The sequence below is a fragment of the Salmonella sp. K21076 genome (genome assembly GCF_039650795.1).
Lineage (GTDB): Bacteria > Pseudomonadota > Gammaproteobacteria > Enterobacterales > Enterobacteriaceae > Salmonella > Salmonella enterica.
In genome coordinates this window covers 35,103-51,273 of the sequence record NZ_JBCLYA010000004.1, presented here as the reverse complement: position 1 = coordinate 51,273, position 16,171 = coordinate 35,103, and the positions used below count along the sequence as shown (strand labels likewise).

Below are 16,171 nucleotides of genomic sequence, written 5' to 3'. Positions count from 1 at the left end.
CATCCAACGTTCACTATAACGAACGAAATGTTCGTCTTGTAAAGCAAATCTGTTCCGTTCATTATAATGAAAATTCGTTCGATATGACTAAAGAAGATGAAACACTATTTTTCCTGTCTCAAGGGAGACACGATAAAAGCGATATTTTTAGTGTGCCTGGCCGTGGGCGTCGTCGGCATGTCCTATGGCTCACTGGCGATGGCCTACGGTTTCCCACTGTGGGTGCCGTTTGTCCTCTCTATTTTTGTGCTGGCGGGCGCGTCCGAATTTATGTTTATCGGCATTGTTGCCAGCGGCGGCAATCCGTTAGCGGCGGCGGCGGCAGGACTACTGGTGAATGCGCGCCACGTGCCGTTTGGCGTAACGGTGCGCGATTTGGTTGGCACCCGCGCCGCCAGCTTTTTCGGCTGCCATATCATGAATGATGAGAGCGTGGTGTTCGGCCTGTCGCAAAAAACACCCGAACAACGTAAAGCCGCCTACTGGCTATGCGGTCTGGGCGTCGCCCTATTCTGGCCGATTGGCACACTGATTGGCGCAGGTGTCGGCAAACTGCTCCCGGCCCCAGAAACCATCGGTCTGGACGCCGTATTCCCGGCAATCTTACTGGCGCTGGTGATCCCGGCGTTTAAAAACCGCACCACATTGATTCGTGGTTGCAGCGGCGCCGCGCTGTCGCTTGCCGCCGTTCCCTTTGTGGCTGCCGGATTGCCGGTGTTGCTTTCGCTGCTTGGCCTACTGGCGAGGAAAAAATAATGGGCAATATGACGCTATTTATTATCGGTATTGCTCTTTTATCTACGGGAACCTATTTGATGCGCCTCGGCGGCGCGAAACTTGGCAGCCGTCTGGCGCTGTCTGAGCGTTCACAGGCGCTGCTCTCGGATGCGGCAACGGTGCTGCTATTCTCCGTCGCGCTGGCGACCACCTTTTACGAAGGCGAACATTTTGCCGGAATGGCGCGCGTTCTTGGGGTTGGCTTCGCCGTATTTTTAGCCTGACGTAAAATGCCGCTTATTGTGGTGATTATCGCCGCTGCAGTGGTGACCGCGTTATTACGAATGGCGGGTATTAATTAACGTCTTACAGAACAGTTGGACGTGACACCCTATAAGTGATGAAGGCTGGGCCGCCCTATGCTGAAGTGGCTCAGAATTTTCGCATCAGGGGGATAAATGTTTTCCATATGAATGCCGATTCTTAATTACACTATCAGAGTAACTTCAACATCTTGTGATAGCTTCAGATTACTGGTTTTCCTAATAGCTCTCCTTAGTTAAGGTTTACGTCAGCTATTTTTACGGATATTGCCTGACGAAATGCATGAACGAAAAAAGCGCCTGATCGGCGCTCTTTATTGGTGTTATAGCGTAACTTTATAGGCGCTTACGCCAGCCTGCACGCAGTTAATGTGCCGTCACTCAACGCAGGCGGTTATAATCATCCACCATCTCGTTATAACTTCTCAACGACGCCGGATAAGAATCCGCAACCATCCATCCTGTTGCAGGGTCCTGCACCCGTTTCTTTTCAAAATCAGAATACTCAACATTGTCTCTGATGCGACGAATATATTTTTTAGCTTGTAGCTGATAATCAGCCGCAGAGCTGATGAAAGAAGAATTACGGCCATCAGTATTCACTTCTTTCAATTGCGCAATCATTGTTTCCAGTTCCGCGACTTTTTTCATCATCGCTTCGGCATCAAAGGTATCGGCAGAAATAACCTTGTTGATCTGCTTTGCCGAAATCATGACAGCCAGAGAATAATAGTTAAATGTTTTACCTTCCGCTTCTTCTATTTTCTTCAACTGTGTCAATTGCCGCTTGTCATTTATTTCCTGAATAGCCTCATGATATTTTTCCGAGATAGGTTTAAAATCCTCGATATTCTTCAGTAATGTCTGATGCAGCGCCTTACCTTTAGCAAAACCATCATCTTTATAGTTTTCCTGGGTATAATATTTTTCCATTTCGTTAATGGTATTACCCAGCGCGGCGGCGCTATCAATATAGCTAACGGCAACGCCATCAATAGGCTCAAGCAATGGCGTTAAGGCGGCCACCTGTTTCATCTCTTTCTGGCAATTCGTTATGTAAGACTCCGTAATACCATAAATGCCATAAACCAGGCTCTCTTTCCCTGTCGGACCTTTTTTAAAGTCTTTCACCCAATCCGCGTAACGCGCCAGACTGTGCTGAACGGGCAATTGAAGTTTATTAAAACAATCGATATAGACATCCATTTTTTCACTATAAACTTCTTCAGCGTCAACCTCCGGCTGAGCTGGCGTTTCTGGCTTCGCCGCCGGGGGCTGAGTTGCTGTTTCTGGCTTCGCTGCTGGGGGCTGCGCTGGACTTTCGCCAGATTGCGTTTCCGGCGTCTGAGAAGGCGCTGGCGTCGCAGGCTGACTGCTGGCGGCCGGCGTCGCCTCGGTTTTAACATTATTGTCATCACATGCTGTTGCGCCCAGGGTCATTAGCGCAATGATTATCGCTGAGGATAATAAATTCCTTTTCATTTAATTGCCTTTTGTATATTTACGTTGGGGTTCTCTTATTTTAACGAACACATTGATATTGATAATGTTAATTATAATGAAATATGGATTAAGTATTTTTTGTGTTGAATAAATCACATACCTGTTTTTTTCATTAAAATGAATCTGTAAATTTCAATGATATTATTTATAGGTTATTCTAATGAAAAAGGATTTGTTATCATCAATTATTATCGCTATGCTGATGACTGCCGGGCTAAGCGCTTGTGATGAAAAAAAAGCGGACGAACAACCTGTAGCTCAGAGTGCGGATTCATCAGCGAGCAATACACAATCCACATCAGCGGAAAGCGCAGATGCGAACGATGTTCTTAACCAAAAGCTGAATGTTTACATTGATTGTTATAATAATCTCCAGGCAGATATTTACCGTGCTGTAAATCGTTATGCTAACACATTCGACGATTTCCGCACCGGTCCTACCGGTAAGGAAGACGATCCCTCTCCGCTGGTTCCTGTGTATCCTGCATTTATCCAGGACTGCCGGAAAGACATCAAGGCGGCGGCTGAATTAAAGCCGGCGTTTGCCTCTCTGGATAGTGCTGCTCTGGCATTTATTAATGCGGCTGGGCCACTAGCTGAAACAATCAATAGTATGAATAAATACTATGATCAAGATAACTTCAAGGATGATGCCTTTGCTGGCGCTAAAGCGTTCCATAAAACGTTTATAAAACAGTTCGATGAGTTTGATCCCATTGCGAAAAAATATATCGCCGAGATTACCATTATGAGTAAGCAGCATGCGGCTAATGAAATTAAGGCGACCGAGAAGAAAGAAGGTAAATCCATTAAGTACTATACGCTTTTGACGATGCAGGAAGCCGAGACGCTTAATGACGCTGTAGCTGATGCTTCTTTTGATGTGGCGGCAGTAAGCAAACAGCTCGCTGATTTTGAAGAGCATACTCAGAAGCTAAACGAGAAGATCAACGTTGATATAGATAAACATCGTAGCTTCCCTGGTTTTATTTCTGAGCTGGAAAAATTCCAGGGCAAGGTGAAAAAACGCATTCGGCGCGTGCGCGATAACGTGGCGTATACCTCGCATGAGCAGGACTACCTCAATAGCGGCAGCGGCGATATGGTAGATGGTTCTTATAAGGCTGTGGTTAAAGCTTATAACGAGCTCATCGACACCTATAATGGCTATCATCTTGAGCGTGAGTTCTAAGCTTTTCACGCTGCAAATCGCGTGCATATGACCGCTGAACTGAGCAAATAAGTCGTTACCGACTGTCGAAAGAGCGCCCCAGGGGCGCTTTTTTCGTTCGAAGTATTACCGGGTAGCAAGCGCCTCGTTAATGACTGGAATAAGCTGCGGTCCAGCTTAAAAACGATTAAAACCTGTATGGCCTCGCCACTATACGTGTATACGTGATTCCGTTATCAAGAGAGGCTGTAAAATTGAGAAAATATATATTTTACGAAAATGTAGAGGGTACTATTTTAGTCTGCGATTAACCGCTGCGGATGGGTATAAATCGTCGCCCGACCCGGCTTACAGAACCCCACCAGCGTAAGATTACACCGTTCAGCGACGTCAACCGCGAGCGTGGTAGCAGCAGAAACCGCAAACAAAATTTCCACACCGCACATCGCCGACTTCTGCACCATTTCGTAACTCGCACGACTGGAAACCAGCGCCGCGCCTTGCCGCCATTCCTCACCTTCCGTAGCGCGGCGGCCGAGCAGTTTATCCAGCGCAACGTGGCGTCCGACATCTTCATGGCCCCCCGCCAGTTCACCCGACGGCATGACCCACGCCGCAGCGTGCGTACAACCCGTCAGCTTACCCGTCGGTTGAAAATCATTCAGATGTTTTAACGCGCGATCAAGGTTACCGAGATTAAACGTTTGGCTAAACGGCAGCGGTTGCACCGGCTTACCAATGTCATTGAGCTGTTCCACGCCACACACGCCGCAACCGGTGCGTCCGGCCAGCGCGCGACGACGCGCTTTCAGCCCCATAAATCGACGGCTGGAAAGATCAATCTGCACTTCAAGTCCGTTACAGGACGGCACAACGTCCATGCCATAGATTTCACGCGGGCTGTCAATGATCCCTTCCGACAGAGAAAACCCCATTGCGAAATGCGTCAGATCTTTCGGAGAGGCCATCATAACGACATGCGAAATGCCGTTATACACCAGTGCCACTGGCACTTCCTCGGCAACATCATCAAGTTGGGAGGACTGCAAATCCTCGCGTTTCCAGAGTGTCAACTGGCGTGAGGTTGTGAAATCAGTCACATTTAGGACTTCTTCAGACAGTATATTGTTCACTTTCTTTTAACCATATAAGAACACACACACCAACATTATGGTATTCTGTTACAACTCCTCCCGGATGGAGGAAAATTTATCCAATTCTGAACCTTTGCGGGCCCGTCCGCAAAGAAAAATAACAACCACTCCCTGAGCGTTTCAGATAGAGAAATGTGAAAGAGAAGTGACAATGTCGAAACAAGGAGCAAACCATGCAGGTCAGCAGAAGGCAGTTCTTTAAGATCTGCGCTGGCGGTATGGCAGGCACCACGGCGGCGGCACTGGGCTTCGCGCCCGGCGTAGCGCTAGCGGAAACACGGCAATATAAACTGCTGCGCACCCGCGAAACCCGTAACACCTGCACCTACTGTTCCGTTGGCTGCGGGCTGTTGATGTACAGCCTCGGCGACGGTGCGAAAAACGCCAAAGCATCTATTTTCCATATCGAAGGGGACCCGGATCATCCGGTAAGCCGTGGCGCGCTGTGCCCGAAAGGGGCCGGTCTGGTGGACTTTATCCACTCTGAAAGCCGCCTGAAATTCCCGCAATACCGCGCGCCGGGTTCAGATAAGTGGCAACAGATCAGTTGGGAAGAAGCGTTTGACCGCATCGCTAAACTGATGAAGGAAGATCGCGACGCCAACTATCAGGCGCAGAACGCCGAAGGCGTTACCGTTAACCGCTGGCTCACCACCGGGATGCTGTGCGCTTCCGCATCCAGTAACGAGACGGGTTATTTAACGCAAAAATTCTCCCGCGCGCTGGGTATGCTCGCGGTCGACAACCAGGCGCGTGTCTGACACGGACCAACGGTAGCAAGTCTTGCTCCAACATTTGGTCGCGGTGCGATGACCAACCACTGGGTCGACATCAAGAACGCCAACCTCGTCGTGGTGATGGGCGGTAACGCCGCAGAAGCTCACCCGGTCGGGTTCCGCTGGGCGATGGAAGCCAAAATTCACAACGGCGCGAAGCTGATTGTGATCGATCCGCGCTTCACGCGTACCGCGTCGGTGGCCGATTTTTATGCGCCAATACGCTCTGGTACTGACATTGCCTTCTTGTCAGGCGTGATGCTGTATCTGCTGACCAACGAAAAATACAACCGTGAATACACCGAGGCCTATACCAATGCCAGCCTGATCGTGCGTGAAGATTTTGGCTTCGATGATGGTCTGTTCACCGGCTATGACGCAGACAAGCGGCAGTACGATAAAACCAGTTGGCACTATGAGCTGGACGAAAACGGTTTTGCCAAACGCGATACGACACTGCAACACCCGCGCTGTGTCTGGAATCTGTTGAAACAGCATGTCTCACGCTATACGCCGGACGTGGTAGAAAATATCTGCGGTACGCCGAAAGCGGACTTCCTGAAAGTGTGCGAGTACATTGCAGAAACCAGCGCAAAAGATAAAACCGCGTCGTTCCTGTACGCGCTGGGCTGGACGCAGCATTCCATCGGCGCGCAGAACATCCGTACTATGGCGATGATCCAGCTTCTGCTCGGTAACATGGGGATGGCGGGCGGCGGCGTTAACGCCCTGCGCGGTCACTCCAACATTCAGGGACTGACCGACTTAGGACTGCTGTCGCAAAGTCTGCCGGGCTATCTGACGCTGCCGAGCGAAAAACAGACCGACCTGCAAACCTATCTGGCTGCCAATACGCCGAAGCCATTGTTGAAGGATCAGGTCAACTACTGGGGCAACTATCCGAAATTCTTCGTCTCGATGATGAAGGCCTTCTTTGGTGATAAAGCGACAGCGGAAAATAGCTGGGGCTTCGACTGGCTACCGAAGTGGGACAAAGGGTACGATGTACTGCAGTACTTCGAGATGATGAAACAGGGCAAGGTCAACGGCTATATCTGCCAGGGCTTTAACCCGGTGGCTTCATTCCCGAACAAAAACAAAGTGGTCGCGTCGCTTTCCAAACTGAAGTACCTAGTGACTATCGATCCGCTCAACACGGAGACCTCCACCTTCTGGCAAAACCACGGTGAGTCGAACGATGTTGATCCGTCAAAAATCCAGACCGAAGTGTTCCGTCTGCCTTCCACCTGTTTTGCCGAAGAGAATGGTTCGATCGTCAACTCGGGTCGCTGGCTGCAGTGGCACTGGAAGGGCGCGGACGCCCCGGGAATTGCCATGACCGACGGCGAAATCCTCGCCGGTATCTTCTTACGCCTGCGTAAGATGTACTCTGAACAGGGCGGCGCCAACCCGGAACAGGTGTTGAATATGACCTGGAACTACACCAAACCGTACGAACCCGCCTCTGAAGAAGTGGCGATGGAAAGTAATGGTAAAGCGCTGGCCGATCTTATCGACCCGGCAACCGGCGCGGTGGTAGTGAAGAAAGGTCAACAGCTCAGTTCGTTCGCGCAACTGCGTGATGACGGTACGACGTCCAGCGGCTGCTGGATTTTCGCCGGTAGCTGGACGCCGGAAGGCAACATGATGGCGCGTCGTGATAACGCCGACCCGTCTGGTCTCGGCAACACGCTGGGCTGGGCATGGGCATGGCCGCTTAACCGCCGTATTCTGTATAACCGCGCTTCCGCCGATCCGCAGGGTAACCCCTGGGACCCGAAACGTCAGCTACTGAAATGGGAAGGCGGAAAATGGGCCGGATGGGATATTCCGGACTACAGTGCCGCTGCGCCAGGCAGCGACGTCGGACCGTTTATCATGCAGCCGGAAGGGATGGGTCGCCTGTTTGCTATCGATAAGATGGCGGAAGGGCCGTTCCCGGAACACTACGAGCCGTTTGAAACGCCGCTGGGCACTAACCCGCTGCACCCGAACGTTATCTCTAACCCTGCCGCCCGTATCTTTAAAGACGATGCCGACGCGCTGGGTAAAGCGGATAAGTTCCCGTATGTCGGAACCACTTACCGTCTGACCGAGCACTTCCACTACTGGACCAAGCACGCGTTGCTTAACGCTATCGCCCAGCCGGAACAGTTTGTGGAAATTGGCGAGAAGCTGGCGAATAAGCTCGGTATCGCGCATGGCGATACCGTGAAGGTCTCCTCGAACCGCGGCTATATCAAAGCCAAAGCGGTGGTGACCAAGCGTATTCGCACGCTGAAAGCGGACGGCAAGGATATCGATACCATCGGTATTCCTATTCACTGGGGCTACGAAGGCGTGGCGAAAAAAGGTTTTATAGCCAATACGTTAACGCCTTTCGTCGGCGATGCGAACACGCAAACGCCGGAGTTTAAATCCTTCCTTGTGAACGTGGAAAAGGTGTAACGGAGACGACCTATGGCTTATCAATCGCAAGACATCATTCGTCGTTCCGCCACTAACGGTTTCACCCCCGCGCCCCAGGCGCGGGACCACCAGGAAGAGGTGGCGAAACTCATCGACGTCACCACCTGTATCGGCTGTAAAGCGTGTCAGGTGGCGTGCTCCGAGTGGAACGACATCCGTGATGAAGTGGGCAATAACGTCGGGGTGTATGACAACCCGGCGGACTTAACTGCGAAATCCTGGACGGTGATGCGCTTCTCGGAAGTGGAACAGAACGACAAACTGGAGTGGCTGATCCGTAAGGATGGCTGTATGCACTGCGCCGATCCCGGCTGCCTGAAGGCCTGTCCGGCGGAAGGGGCGATCATTCAGTACGCTAACGGTATTGTCGACTTCCAGTCCGAGCAGTGTATCGGCTGCGGCTACTGTATCGCTGGCTGCCCGTTCAACGTGCCGCGCCTCAACCCGGAAGACAACCGCGTCTATAAATGTACGCTGTGCGTTGACTGTGTGGTGGTCGGCCAGGAACCGGCCTGCGTGAAGACCTGTCCAACCGGCGCTATTCATTTTGGCTCGAAAGAGGATATGAAAACGCTGGCGGGCGAGCGGGTGGCGGAACTCAAAACCCGTGGTTATGACAATGCGGGTCTGTACGATCCGGCGGGCGTAGGCGGTACGCATGTCATGTACGTGCTGCATCATGCCGACAAGCCGAATCTGTATCACGGTCTGCCGGAGAACCCGGAAATCAGCGAAACCGTTAAGTTCTGGAAAGGCGTCTGGAAACCGCTCGCCGCGTTCGGTTTTGCCGCGACCTTTGCCGCCAGCGTCTTCCACTATGTCGGCGTCGGCCCGAACCGCGCGGAAGAGGAAGATGACAACCTGCATGAAGAGAAAGACGAGGTGCGCAAATGAAACGACGTGACACCATCGTGCGCTATACGGCGCCGGAACGCATCAACCACTGGATCGTCGCCTTCTGCTTCGTGCTGGCGGCGGTGAGTGGGCTGGGCTTTTTATTCCCATCCTTCAACTGGTTGATGCATATCCTGGGCACCCCACAACTGGCGCGAATTCTGCACCCGTTTGTGGGCGTGGTTATGTTTGCCTCGTTCATCATCATGTTTTTCCGTTATTGGCACCACAATCTAATCAATCGGGATGATATCTTTTGGGCAAAGAATATTCGTAAGATCGTCGTCAACGAGGAAGTGGGTGACACCGGGCGTTATAACTTCGGTCAGAAATGCGTATTCTGGGCGGCGATTATCTTCCTGGTGCTGCTGCTGGTGAGCGGGGTAATTATCTGGCGTCCGTACTTTGCGCCTGCTTTCTCAATCCCGGTGATCCGATTCGCGTTAATGTTGCATTCTTTTGCCGCAGTAGCGTTAATTGTGGTTATCATGGTGCATATCTACGCCGCCCTTTGGGTGAAAGGCACCATTACCGCGATGGTGGAAGGCTGGGTAACCCGGTCGTGGGCGAAGAAACATCACCCACGCTGGTACCGAGAAGTCCGCAAGACAACGGAAAAAGAAACTGAATGAGTATTCGCATAATCCCGCAAGATGAGCTGGGGTCGAGCGAGAAACGTACGGCGGATATGATTCCGCCGTTATTGTTCCCCCGACTCAAAAACGTCTACAACCGCCGCGCCGAACGTCTGCGCGAGCTGGCTGAAAATAACCCGCTGGGCGATTACCTGCGCTTTGCCGCGCTTATCGCGCACGCGCAGGAAGTGGTGCTGTACGACCATCCGCTGGAGATGGATCTGACCGCACGCATTAAAGAAGCGAACGACCAGGGCAAGCCGCCGCTGGATATCCACGTGCTGCCGCGTGATAAGCACTGGCAAAAACTGCTGCATTCGTTAATTGCCGAGCTAAAACCCGAGATGAACGGCCCCGCGCTGGCGGTGATTGAGAACCTGGAGAAAGCCTCAGAGCAGGAGCTAGAGCAGATGGCCAGCGCGCTGTTTGCCTCGGATTTTGCCTCCGTCAGCAGCGATAAAGCCCCGTTTATCTGGGCCGCGCTCTCCCTTTACTGGGCGCAAATGGCCAGCTTGATTCCAGGCAAAGCCCGCGCGGAATACGGTGAAGCGCGCCAGTATTGCCCGGTATGCGGTTCGATGCCGGTCTCCAGCATGGTGCAAATCGGCACCACGCAGGGGCTGCGTTATCTGCACTGTAACCTGTGCGAAACCGAATGGCACGTCGTGCGCGTAAAATGCAGTAACTGCGAACAGAGCCGCGACTTACACTACTGGTCGCTGGAAAATGAGCAGGCTGCGGTGAAAGCCGAAAGCTGCGGCGATTGCGGGACTTACCTGAAGATTCTCTATCAGGAAAAAGACCCGAAAGTGGAAGCAGTGGCCGACGACCTCGCCTCGCTGGTGCTGGACGCGCGCATGGAACAGGAGGGCTTCGCCCGAAGCTCTATCAACCCGTTCCTGTTCCCGGGGGAAGGGGAATAAGTTTTTTACTCAGACCGGGCGAAGTTTGCCGTCCGGTCTACAAGTGATACGGCGTGATCACTCCCGGAATATCGGCAAAGTCTTTTGTATTGCGCGTCACAAGCTCACAACGATGGACTTGTGCAGTGGCCAGAATGATCGCATCCGGGAGTTTCATGCCATACTCCTGCCTGACAATGACGCTTCGTTCCGCGATTTCCTGTGTTACGCCAATAATATTGAACGCACTTAATGCAATGCGCGTGCGGTTTTCCTGATGATATTTCTTAGCACCCACCATCACTTCCATCCATGTGATAAGGCTAATCGCATTTTGTGGCGGATACGCTTCCAGCGCATGTTTCGCTTCAATTCGACCGCTAAACAGGTCGATGAGGATATTGGTATCAAAAAGCGCAGACCCTTTGACCATTACCATTCCTCACGAAGTTTACGTTGGTATTCAACGCCATCTTCCTCACAGCCTTGCCAGAGCCCCAATGCTTTCGAAATTGTGGTCTCAGCCCGATCCTGTCTTTCCAGATACTGCTCAACGGCCTCCCGCAAGAGTTCTGCACGAGGTAGGTTGCGTTGCACCTTGAGATCGTCAAGCCGTTTAATCACATCGTCTGATAAATCGAGTAAAATTCTGCCCATATCCATCCCAGCCATCATACTCACATATACCTCCAGTATATCATTCGCGCTTATTTTTCAAACAACATACACCTGAGACTGACGAGAAAATAGTTATTACGCGAACGATTTTTATTTTTGCGAGCCGCTTTCCAGAATCGTACGCAGCCCAATTTTCCCATTTTCATTCGAACCAAATCGAGTTATAAAACTGTATATCCATACAGATAAAGGCAATGAAAAATGGCACTGGAAAGCGGGATTGCGCAGTTAGTGGAGGAATTTATCGCGGCGGGACGCCCCTCTTCTCGCGAACAGAATATTGATGACCGGAGGGCGGGCTACATCGCTAGCACGACATTGGCAGGAGAAACAGAAACCCGCGTCCAGGTTGAAGATATTGAACTCGATGCCATGACGTTTCGCGTGGTTTCGCCGCTCAATGCCACAGGGAAATTACCCTGCATCATTTATTATCATGGTGGCTGCTTTGTCAGCGGCGGTTTTGCCACTCACGATAACCAGTTAAGGCAGTTAGCTTTTTACAGCCGTTGTCGCGTGATTGCGGCACAGTACCGACTTGCACCAGAGCACACCTTCCCGGCCGCACATAACGATGCCGAAACCGGAGCCAATACTATCTGGAAATATGCCCAGAAACTGGGGATAGATCGCGAGAACATTACGCTTGCTGGTGACAGCGCGGGTGGGCATCTGGCGCTGGTCACCGCGCTACGCCTGAAAGCCGCCCGTCAATGGCAACCTGCACAGCTGATTCTGATCTACCCCATGCTGGACGCAACCGCCAGGTTTGCGAGCTACACCTGTAATGGGCTGGATTACATTATCACGCGTGACACGCTGCTTTCAGGCTACGAGATGTATATGCCGCGAACCGATCCACTGCATCCTGAAGCCAGTCCGCTCTGGCGTGAGGACTTCGCCGGTCTGCCATCCACGCACATCATTACTGCCGAATTCGACCCACTGCGCGATGAGGGCGAGGCCCTGTATCAACGGTTCCAGGAACAGGGTGTGGAATGCACTTGCCAGCGCTATCTCGGCGTTATCCACGGGTTTTTCCAATTGGGCGGAGTGAGCAAGACGGCGCGGGACGCAATACGCGACGTGGCCTGGCGTGTTGTAAGTCCATCAACAAGCAAAATGACCTAAAATTCAATTTTGTTTTCAACTTGAAAACTGGATAACGTTGCGCTAAATTGTTTTCAGGTTGAAAACTTTGTAATGGAACTACATTGTGCATGTTATCAGCCGAAAACTGTTCAATGAAGCGATGCTCATGTATCCAAACCATGAGCTTGCTCTCACTGAGTTGCTGAATGTTCTGGAGAAAAAAACATTCACTCAGCCTGAAGAGATGAAGCGGTATATTCCTTCGCTGGATAATTTTAAGTACAGAGATAAATGGTGGGTGATTGATGTTTCTGGTAACAGCCTGAGACTCATTTCCTACATAGATTTCAGGTTACATAAGATATTTGTGAAACATATCGTTTCCCATGCCGAATATGACAAACTGACCGCATATTATCGGGGTAATGAAGAATGAGAACTCATCGTCAGATGGATGCAACCAGCGCAAAAAAGATCGTTGATACCTTCAGCGATGCGGTAAAAAGCGTCCCACTGATGGGGGAAGACCGAAATGACAATGAGTATCGCAGGGCACTAGCGCTAGTGGAGTTTCTGGTCGACCACGACGATCTTGAAAACCCACTATTTGAATTGCTCTGTGCCCGAATCAGTGAATACGAAAAACATGCGCCGGAATTCAAAGCACTCAACCAACACCTGGAGAAAACGCCCCCTGGCGTTTCAGTATTGCGAACGCTCATGGATCAATACGGTCTCAAAGCAGCAGATCTTGCCAACGAACTTGGTTCTAAATCGAACGTCAGCAACATCTTAAATGGCCGCAGAGCACTAACGGTTAATCATATTAAAGCGCTTACACAACGCTTTAAACTACCAGCGGATGCCTTCATCGAGTAGTTGGATATGTCCAGCTACTCTTCCTCATTCCCGCCCTCTTCATACGGGCCGAACGGTTTCGCAGGTAGTACGATATAAATGCCTTCGAAAATTGCCCCGGCGGTCTCGCCGCCCAACAGTTCAACCTGCAACTGGACACGCGCTTTTTTACCCCGCGCCAGCCTGTCCAAATCACCGCTTAGCGACCCCAAATCAGCCACGGCGTTTGGCTTTCCGCTAATGGGTTTACTGTAGCGAATATGGGCGTCAGCAAGAATAATCGTCCCGCCCAGGTGGCGTTCACGGAGCATCAGCCAGATAAGTCCCCATCCGGTCAGCGTCGCCAGGGAGAACAGGCTGCCGGCAAACACCGTGTGATGCGGATTTTGATTACCGGTTTCCGGCATCGTGGTGATAAATTTTTGCCCGGTGTACTGCTGAATGCGCACCCCCATCTTTTCACTCAATGGAATGTGCTCATACCAGGCCTGCTGAAGCTGCCCGCACCAATCGCCGCGATGCAGGATATCATCCAGCGATGCTACCGGTTTAATCATCAGAAAATGGCGGATTGGCGTGGTTGTGGGCGTAGTAATCTCCCCCTGATTGACAAACCCGAGTTTGGCAAAGAACTCAACCGCATCTTCGCGCGCGCTGCAGGTGACGCGCTTAACGCCTTCCTGGCGGGCGACAGACTCCAGGGTCATCGCCATTAATGTCCCCAGCCCTTTATCCTGTACCGAGGGATGTACAGCCATAAAACGGATAGACGCCTCGTTATCTGCATTGATATACAGGCGGCCCACTGCAACTAAGTTTCCTTCTTCGTCCACCACCATTTGATGGTGCGCCAACGCATCCCAGCCATCCCGTTCCGACCCTTTCGGCTGGTGCAGCGGTTTACGCAGCATCTCCCAGCGAAACTGGTAGTAACGTTCTAATTCTTCTTCTGTTTGCGGAACTCGAAGGTGATACATAGCCGTACTCTCTCTTGTTATCCGCGGCCACGCCGGAAGCTGACTCATACCTGGAGCCAGAATGTCACGGGACCGTCATTAACCAGCTCAACCTGCATATCGGCAGCGAAGCGTCCGGTTTGCGTGTTTATCGCCTGCTGGCGGCAGCGTTCGACAAAATATTCATAAAGCGCCTGCGCGCGATCCGGCGCAGCCCCGCCGGAAAAGCTTGGCCGCATACCGCGTTCGGTATCTGCCGCCAGCGTAAACTGCGACACCACCAGCACGCTGCCGCCAGCCTGTTGTACATTCAGATTCATCTTGCCGTCAACATCGCTGAAGATACGGTATCCCAGCACGCGCTCGCACAGACGATTCGCTTTTTGTTCGTCATCTTCTTTTTCGACACCCAATAACACCAAAAGTCCTGGGCCGATTTTACCCGTCACCTCGTCCTCCACGGTGACGCTGGCACGGGTTACGCGTTGAATTAATGCAATCATGGTTGGTCAGCTTCTTCTTGTTCTGCGGCTTGTTTGAGTTTTCGGTATTCCCCGAGAGTGACAGTTATTTCTGCGCCAAGCAAGACTATACACCAGGTCCAGTATACCCAGACAAACAGGATAGGGATCACTGCCAGTACGCCATAAATGAGCTGATATGACGGGAACATGGTGATATAAAGCGCGAAACCTTTCTTTCCGGCCTCGAACAGCAACGCTGCGACAAACGCGCCGACAAGGGCGTCACGGTTCGGTACGCGAGTTGTTGGGACAATACTGTAAAGTAACCAGAATGAGATCCACGAGAGCAGCAGCGGAAGGATGCGCAATACATTGTCGATGACCGTATTCAGATCGCTGGCCCAGCGTAAAGAAAGCAGATAGGAGCTGATCGCCAGACTGGCACCGGCGAGAAGCGGGCCGAGCGTGAGGATCATCCAGTACACCGCAAAAGAGTACACTTTTGGGCGTGTGCGTTTGCTGCGCCAGATAGTGTTTAAGGCGCTATCAATGGCGTACATCAACAGCAATGCCGTCACAATCAGTCCACAGGCGCCCACCGCCGTCATTTTGTTGGAGTTAGCGACAAACTGCTCAATATAGCGCTGAATCACGTCTCCGGTGGCTGGCATAAAGTTAGCAAAAATAAAATGGCGTAACTGAATGCTGACATCAGAAAACATCGGAAAAGCAGCGAAAAGGGCAAAAACGACGGCAATAAGCGGTACTAAGGAGAGTAATGAGACATAGGCGAGGTTTCCCGCCAGAGTCGTCATATTATCCTCATCGATACGCTGCCATAATAGCTTGAGCCAGGCCCGAACAGGGCGCGTATGGCGTCCAGCTTTTTGGTGAACGGTTTTTAGCATAACAGCTTCGCGAAATAGTCAGGGATGGTGGCTTTATCCTTCACCAGAATGCTGGTGATCCCCAACTGGTTGGCCCCTTCTATATTATCGGCATTGTCGTCGAAAAAGACCGCATCGGCAGCGGAAAAACCTTCTTTCTGCAGGACGTGCTGATAAATACGCGCTTCCGGTTTACGCATTCCCAAATCCTGCGATAAATAGATATGGTCGGCGGCAGCGCGCACCTCCGGGTATTCCTCCGGCCAGAAGTGGGTATGCAGTCGGTTAGTATTGGATAACACCACCACGCGATGCCCCTGCTCGCGCAGTTTATGCATGATAGCAATCACTTCGGGCCGTAATCCGACAAATACCGCCTGCCAGCCGTGCGCAAATTGTTCATAACTGAGCGATAACGCCATTTCATGACAGAAAGCTTCAGCAAACGCTTCGTCCGTTATCTCACCGCGTTCATGTTGGTGAAAAGTCTCGCCCATCGTAAATTTTTGCTTCAGCGAAGCCAACGGTACTCGACTCAGGTCGCTCCACACACCTAATACGCGGTTAAAGTCGATATCGACAATCACATTACCTAAATCAAAGATGTAGAGCATGTCATTCTCCTTGCTAACCGGGGATGAATAACTGTAGCGGGAAAGGAGAAGTTTGACTATGTATCCCTTTATAAATCA

General features: G+C 51.5%; 17 protein-coding genes and 1 pseudogene. 10 read left to right on the top strand and 8 right to left on the bottom strand.

The features are described from left to right. Positions 1-96 precede the first annotated feature (96 nt). Complete coding sequence (locus AAYN39_RS01240) at positions 97-756, top strand: AzlC family ABC transporter permease (RefSeq protein ID WP_000683586.1); 660 nt, start codon at positions 97-99, stop codon at positions 754-756. Next, positions 756-1,079, top strand: a pseudogene (locus AAYN39_RS01235) (AzlD domain-containing protein). Before AAYN39_RS01240 ends, AAYN39_RS01235 begins: the two are co-directional and overlap by 1 nt. Before the next feature lie 342 nt (positions 1,080-1,421). Here the strand turns inward: AAYN39_RS01235 and AAYN39_RS01230 are convergent. After that, positions 1,422-2,522, bottom strand: coding sequence for a YiiG family protein (locus tag AAYN39_RS01230; RefSeq protein ID WP_048663046.1), 1,101 nt, complete (start codon positions 2,520-2,522; stop codon positions 1,422-1,424). A gap of 181 nt (positions 2,523-2,703) precedes the next feature. Between AAYN39_RS01230 and AAYN39_RS01225 the strand changes: the two genes are divergently transcribed. Next, positions 2,704-3,735: a YiiG family protein gene (locus AAYN39_RS01225; protein ID WP_000710970.1), complete on the top strand. Its 1,032-nt coding sequence runs from the start codon at positions 2,704-2,706 to the stop codon at positions 3,733-3,735. 275 nt (positions 3,736-4,010) lie between these two features. Here AAYN39_RS01225 and fdhD read toward each other — a convergent pair whose 3' ends face one another. Continuing rightward, positions 4,011-4,847: a formate dehydrogenase accessory sulfurtransferase FdhD gene (fdhD, locus tag AAYN39_RS01220; protein WP_001059746.1), complete on the bottom strand. Its 837-nt coding sequence runs from the start codon at positions 4,845-4,847 to the stop codon at positions 4,011-4,013. Positions 4,848-5,041: 194 nt separating this feature from the next. Here fdhD and fdnG point away from each other — a divergent pair, with 194 nt between their 5' ends. The 4 genes from fdnG to fdhE are packed head-to-tail and all read left to right on the top strand — an operon-like array spanning position 5,042 to position 10,565. Beyond that, positions 5,042-8,092, top strand: a complete 3,051-nt coding sequence (fdnG, locus tag AAYN39_RS01215; RefSeq protein WP_010989259.1) for a formate dehydrogenase-N subunit alpha — start codon at positions 5,042-5,044, stop codon at positions 8,090-8,092. 12 nt (positions 8,093-8,104) lie between these two features. Further along, entirely contained in the window at positions 8,105-9,007 is a 903-nt protein-coding gene (fdxH, locus tag AAYN39_RS01210) for a formate dehydrogenase subunit beta (RefSeq protein WP_000331359.1), read from the top strand. Beyond that, on the top strand, positions 9,004-9,639 hold the full coding sequence (fdoI, locus tag AAYN39_RS01205) for a formate dehydrogenase cytochrome b556 subunit (RefSeq protein WP_000829025.1): 636 nt from the start codon (positions 9,004-9,006) through the stop codon (positions 9,637-9,639). Before fdxH ends, fdoI begins: the two co-directional genes overlap by 4 nt. After that, positions 9,636-10,565 (top strand): formate dehydrogenase accessory protein FdhE, encoded by a 930-nt coding sequence (gene fdhE / locus AAYN39_RS01200; RefSeq protein WP_000027727.1) that lies wholly within the window; start codon positions 9,636-9,638, stop codon positions 10,563-10,565. The genes fdoI and fdhE overlap by 4 nt, the downstream gene beginning before the upstream one ends. Before the next feature lie 37 nt (positions 10,566-10,602). Here fdhE and AAYN39_RS01195 read toward each other — a convergent pair whose 3' ends face one another. Together AAYN39_RS01195 and AAYN39_RS01190 are read right to left on the bottom strand one after the other, a co-directional pair. Beyond that, positions 10,603-10,977 (bottom strand): type II toxin-antitoxin system VapC family toxin, encoded by a 375-nt coding sequence (locus AAYN39_RS01195; protein WP_000238494.1) that lies wholly within the window; start codon positions 10,975-10,977, stop codon positions 10,603-10,605. Continuing rightward, the gene (locus AAYN39_RS01190; RefSeq protein WP_001523745.1) at positions 10,977-11,219 is read right to left on the bottom strand and encodes a CopG family transcriptional regulator; all 243 of its coding nucleotides are present in this window, start codon (positions 11,217-11,219) and stop codon (positions 10,977-10,979) included. The genes AAYN39_RS01195 and AAYN39_RS01190 overlap by 1 nt, the downstream gene beginning before the upstream one ends. A gap of 204 nt (positions 11,220-11,423) precedes the next feature. Between AAYN39_RS01190 and AAYN39_RS01185 the strand changes: the two genes are divergently transcribed. From AAYN39_RS01185 to AAYN39_RS01175, 3 genes are all read left to right on the top strand, one after another. Further along, a complete protein-coding gene (locus tag AAYN39_RS01185; RefSeq protein WP_001162859.1) occupies positions 11,424-12,353 on the top strand; it encodes an alpha/beta hydrolase in 930 nt (309 codons plus the stop codon). A gap of 85 nt (positions 12,354-12,438) precedes the next feature. After that, positions 12,439-12,750: a type II toxin-antitoxin system HigB family toxin gene (locus AAYN39_RS01180; RefSeq protein WP_000558160.1), complete on the top strand. Its 312-nt coding sequence runs from the start codon at positions 12,439-12,441 to the stop codon at positions 12,748-12,750. Continuing rightward, the gene (locus AAYN39_RS01175) at positions 12,747-13,193 is read left to right on the top strand and encodes a type II toxin-antitoxin system HigA family antitoxin (protein WP_001259009.1); all 447 of its coding nucleotides are present in this window, start codon (positions 12,747-12,749) and stop codon (positions 13,191-13,193) included. Before AAYN39_RS01180 ends, AAYN39_RS01175 begins: the two co-directional genes overlap by 4 nt. 14 nt (positions 13,194-13,207) lie before the next feature. Here AAYN39_RS01175 and fabY read toward each other — a convergent pair whose 3' ends face one another. From fabY to yihX, 4 genes are read right to left on the bottom strand one after another with little or no spacing between them, the layout of a single operon-like run. Then, positions 13,208-14,149: a fatty acid biosynthesis protein FabY gene (gene fabY / locus AAYN39_RS01170; RefSeq protein ID WP_001518251.1), complete on the bottom strand. Its 942-nt coding sequence runs from the start codon at positions 14,147-14,149 to the stop codon at positions 13,208-13,210. A 44-nt stretch (positions 14,150-14,193) separates the two neighbouring features. After that, entirely contained in the window at positions 14,194-14,631 is a 438-nt protein-coding gene (gene dtd / locus AAYN39_RS01165; protein WP_000560975.1) for a D-aminoacyl-tRNA deacylase, read from the bottom strand. Continuing rightward, positions 14,628-15,500, bottom strand: a complete 873-nt coding sequence (locus AAYN39_RS01160; RefSeq protein WP_000921423.1) for a virulence factor BrkB family protein — start codon at positions 15,498-15,500, stop codon at positions 14,628-14,630. The genes dtd and AAYN39_RS01160 overlap by 4 nt, the downstream gene beginning before the upstream one ends. Further along, positions 15,494-16,093, bottom strand: a complete 600-nt coding sequence (gene yihX / locus AAYN39_RS01155) for a glucose-1-phosphatase (RefSeq protein ID WP_000965695.1) — start codon at positions 16,091-16,093, stop codon at positions 15,494-15,496. Before yihX ends, AAYN39_RS01160 begins: the two co-directional genes overlap by 7 nt. Positions 16,094-16,171 lie beyond the last annotated feature (78 nt).

Excerpts from the sequence above, each read along its gene's own strand:
- AAYN39_RS01175 (WP_001259009.1), top strand. The coding sequence starts at position 12,747 with ATGAGAACTCATCGTCAGATGGATGCAACCAGCGCAAAAAAGATCGTT.
- yihX (WP_000965695.1), bottom strand. The coding sequence starts at position 16,093 with ATGCTCTACATCTTTGATTTAGGTAATGTGATTGTCGATATCGACTTT.
- AAYN39_RS01160 (WP_000921423.1), bottom strand. The coding sequence starts at position 15,500 with ATGCTAAAAACCGTTCACCAAAAAGCTGGACGCCATACGCGCCCTGTT.
- AAYN39_RS01185 (WP_001162859.1), top strand. The coding sequence starts at position 11,424 with ATGGCACTGGAAAGCGGGATTGCGCAGTTAGTGGAGGAATTTATCGCG.
- AAYN39_RS01225 (WP_000710970.1), top strand. The coding sequence starts at position 2,704 with ATGAAAAAGGATTTGTTATCATCAATTATTATCGCTATGCTGATGACT.
- fdhE (WP_000027727.1), top strand. The coding sequence starts at position 9,636 with ATGAGTATTCGCATAATCCCGCAAGATGAGCTGGGGTCGAGCGAGAAA.
- fdxH (WP_000331359.1), top strand. The coding sequence starts at position 8,105 with ATGGCTTATCAATCGCAAGACATCATTCGTCGTTCCGCCACTAACGGT.
- AAYN39_RS01230 (WP_048663046.1), bottom strand. The coding sequence starts at position 2,522 with ATGAAAAGGAATTTATTATCCTCAGCGATAATCATTGCGCTAATGACC.
- fdoI (WP_000829025.1), top strand. The coding sequence starts at position 9,004 with ATGAAACGACGTGACACCATCGTGCGCTATACGGCGCCGGAACGCATC.
- AAYN39_RS01240 (WP_000683586.1), top strand. The coding sequence starts at position 97 with ATGAAACACTATTTTTCCTGTCTCAAGGGAGACACGATAAAAGCGATA.
- dtd (WP_000560975.1), bottom strand. The coding sequence starts at position 14,631 with ATGATTGCATTAATTCAACGCGTAACCCGTGCCAGCGTCACCGTGGAG.
- AAYN39_RS01190 (WP_001523745.1), bottom strand. The coding sequence starts at position 11,219 with ATGATGGCTGGGATGGATATGGGCAGAATTTTACTCGATTTATCAGAC.
- AAYN39_RS01195 (WP_000238494.1), bottom strand. The coding sequence starts at position 10,977 with ATGGTCAAAGGGTCTGCGCTTTTTGATACCAATATCCTCATCGACCTG.
- fabY (WP_001518251.1), bottom strand. The coding sequence starts at position 14,149 with ATGTATCACCTTCGAGTTCCGCAAACAGAAGAAGAATTAGAACGTTAC.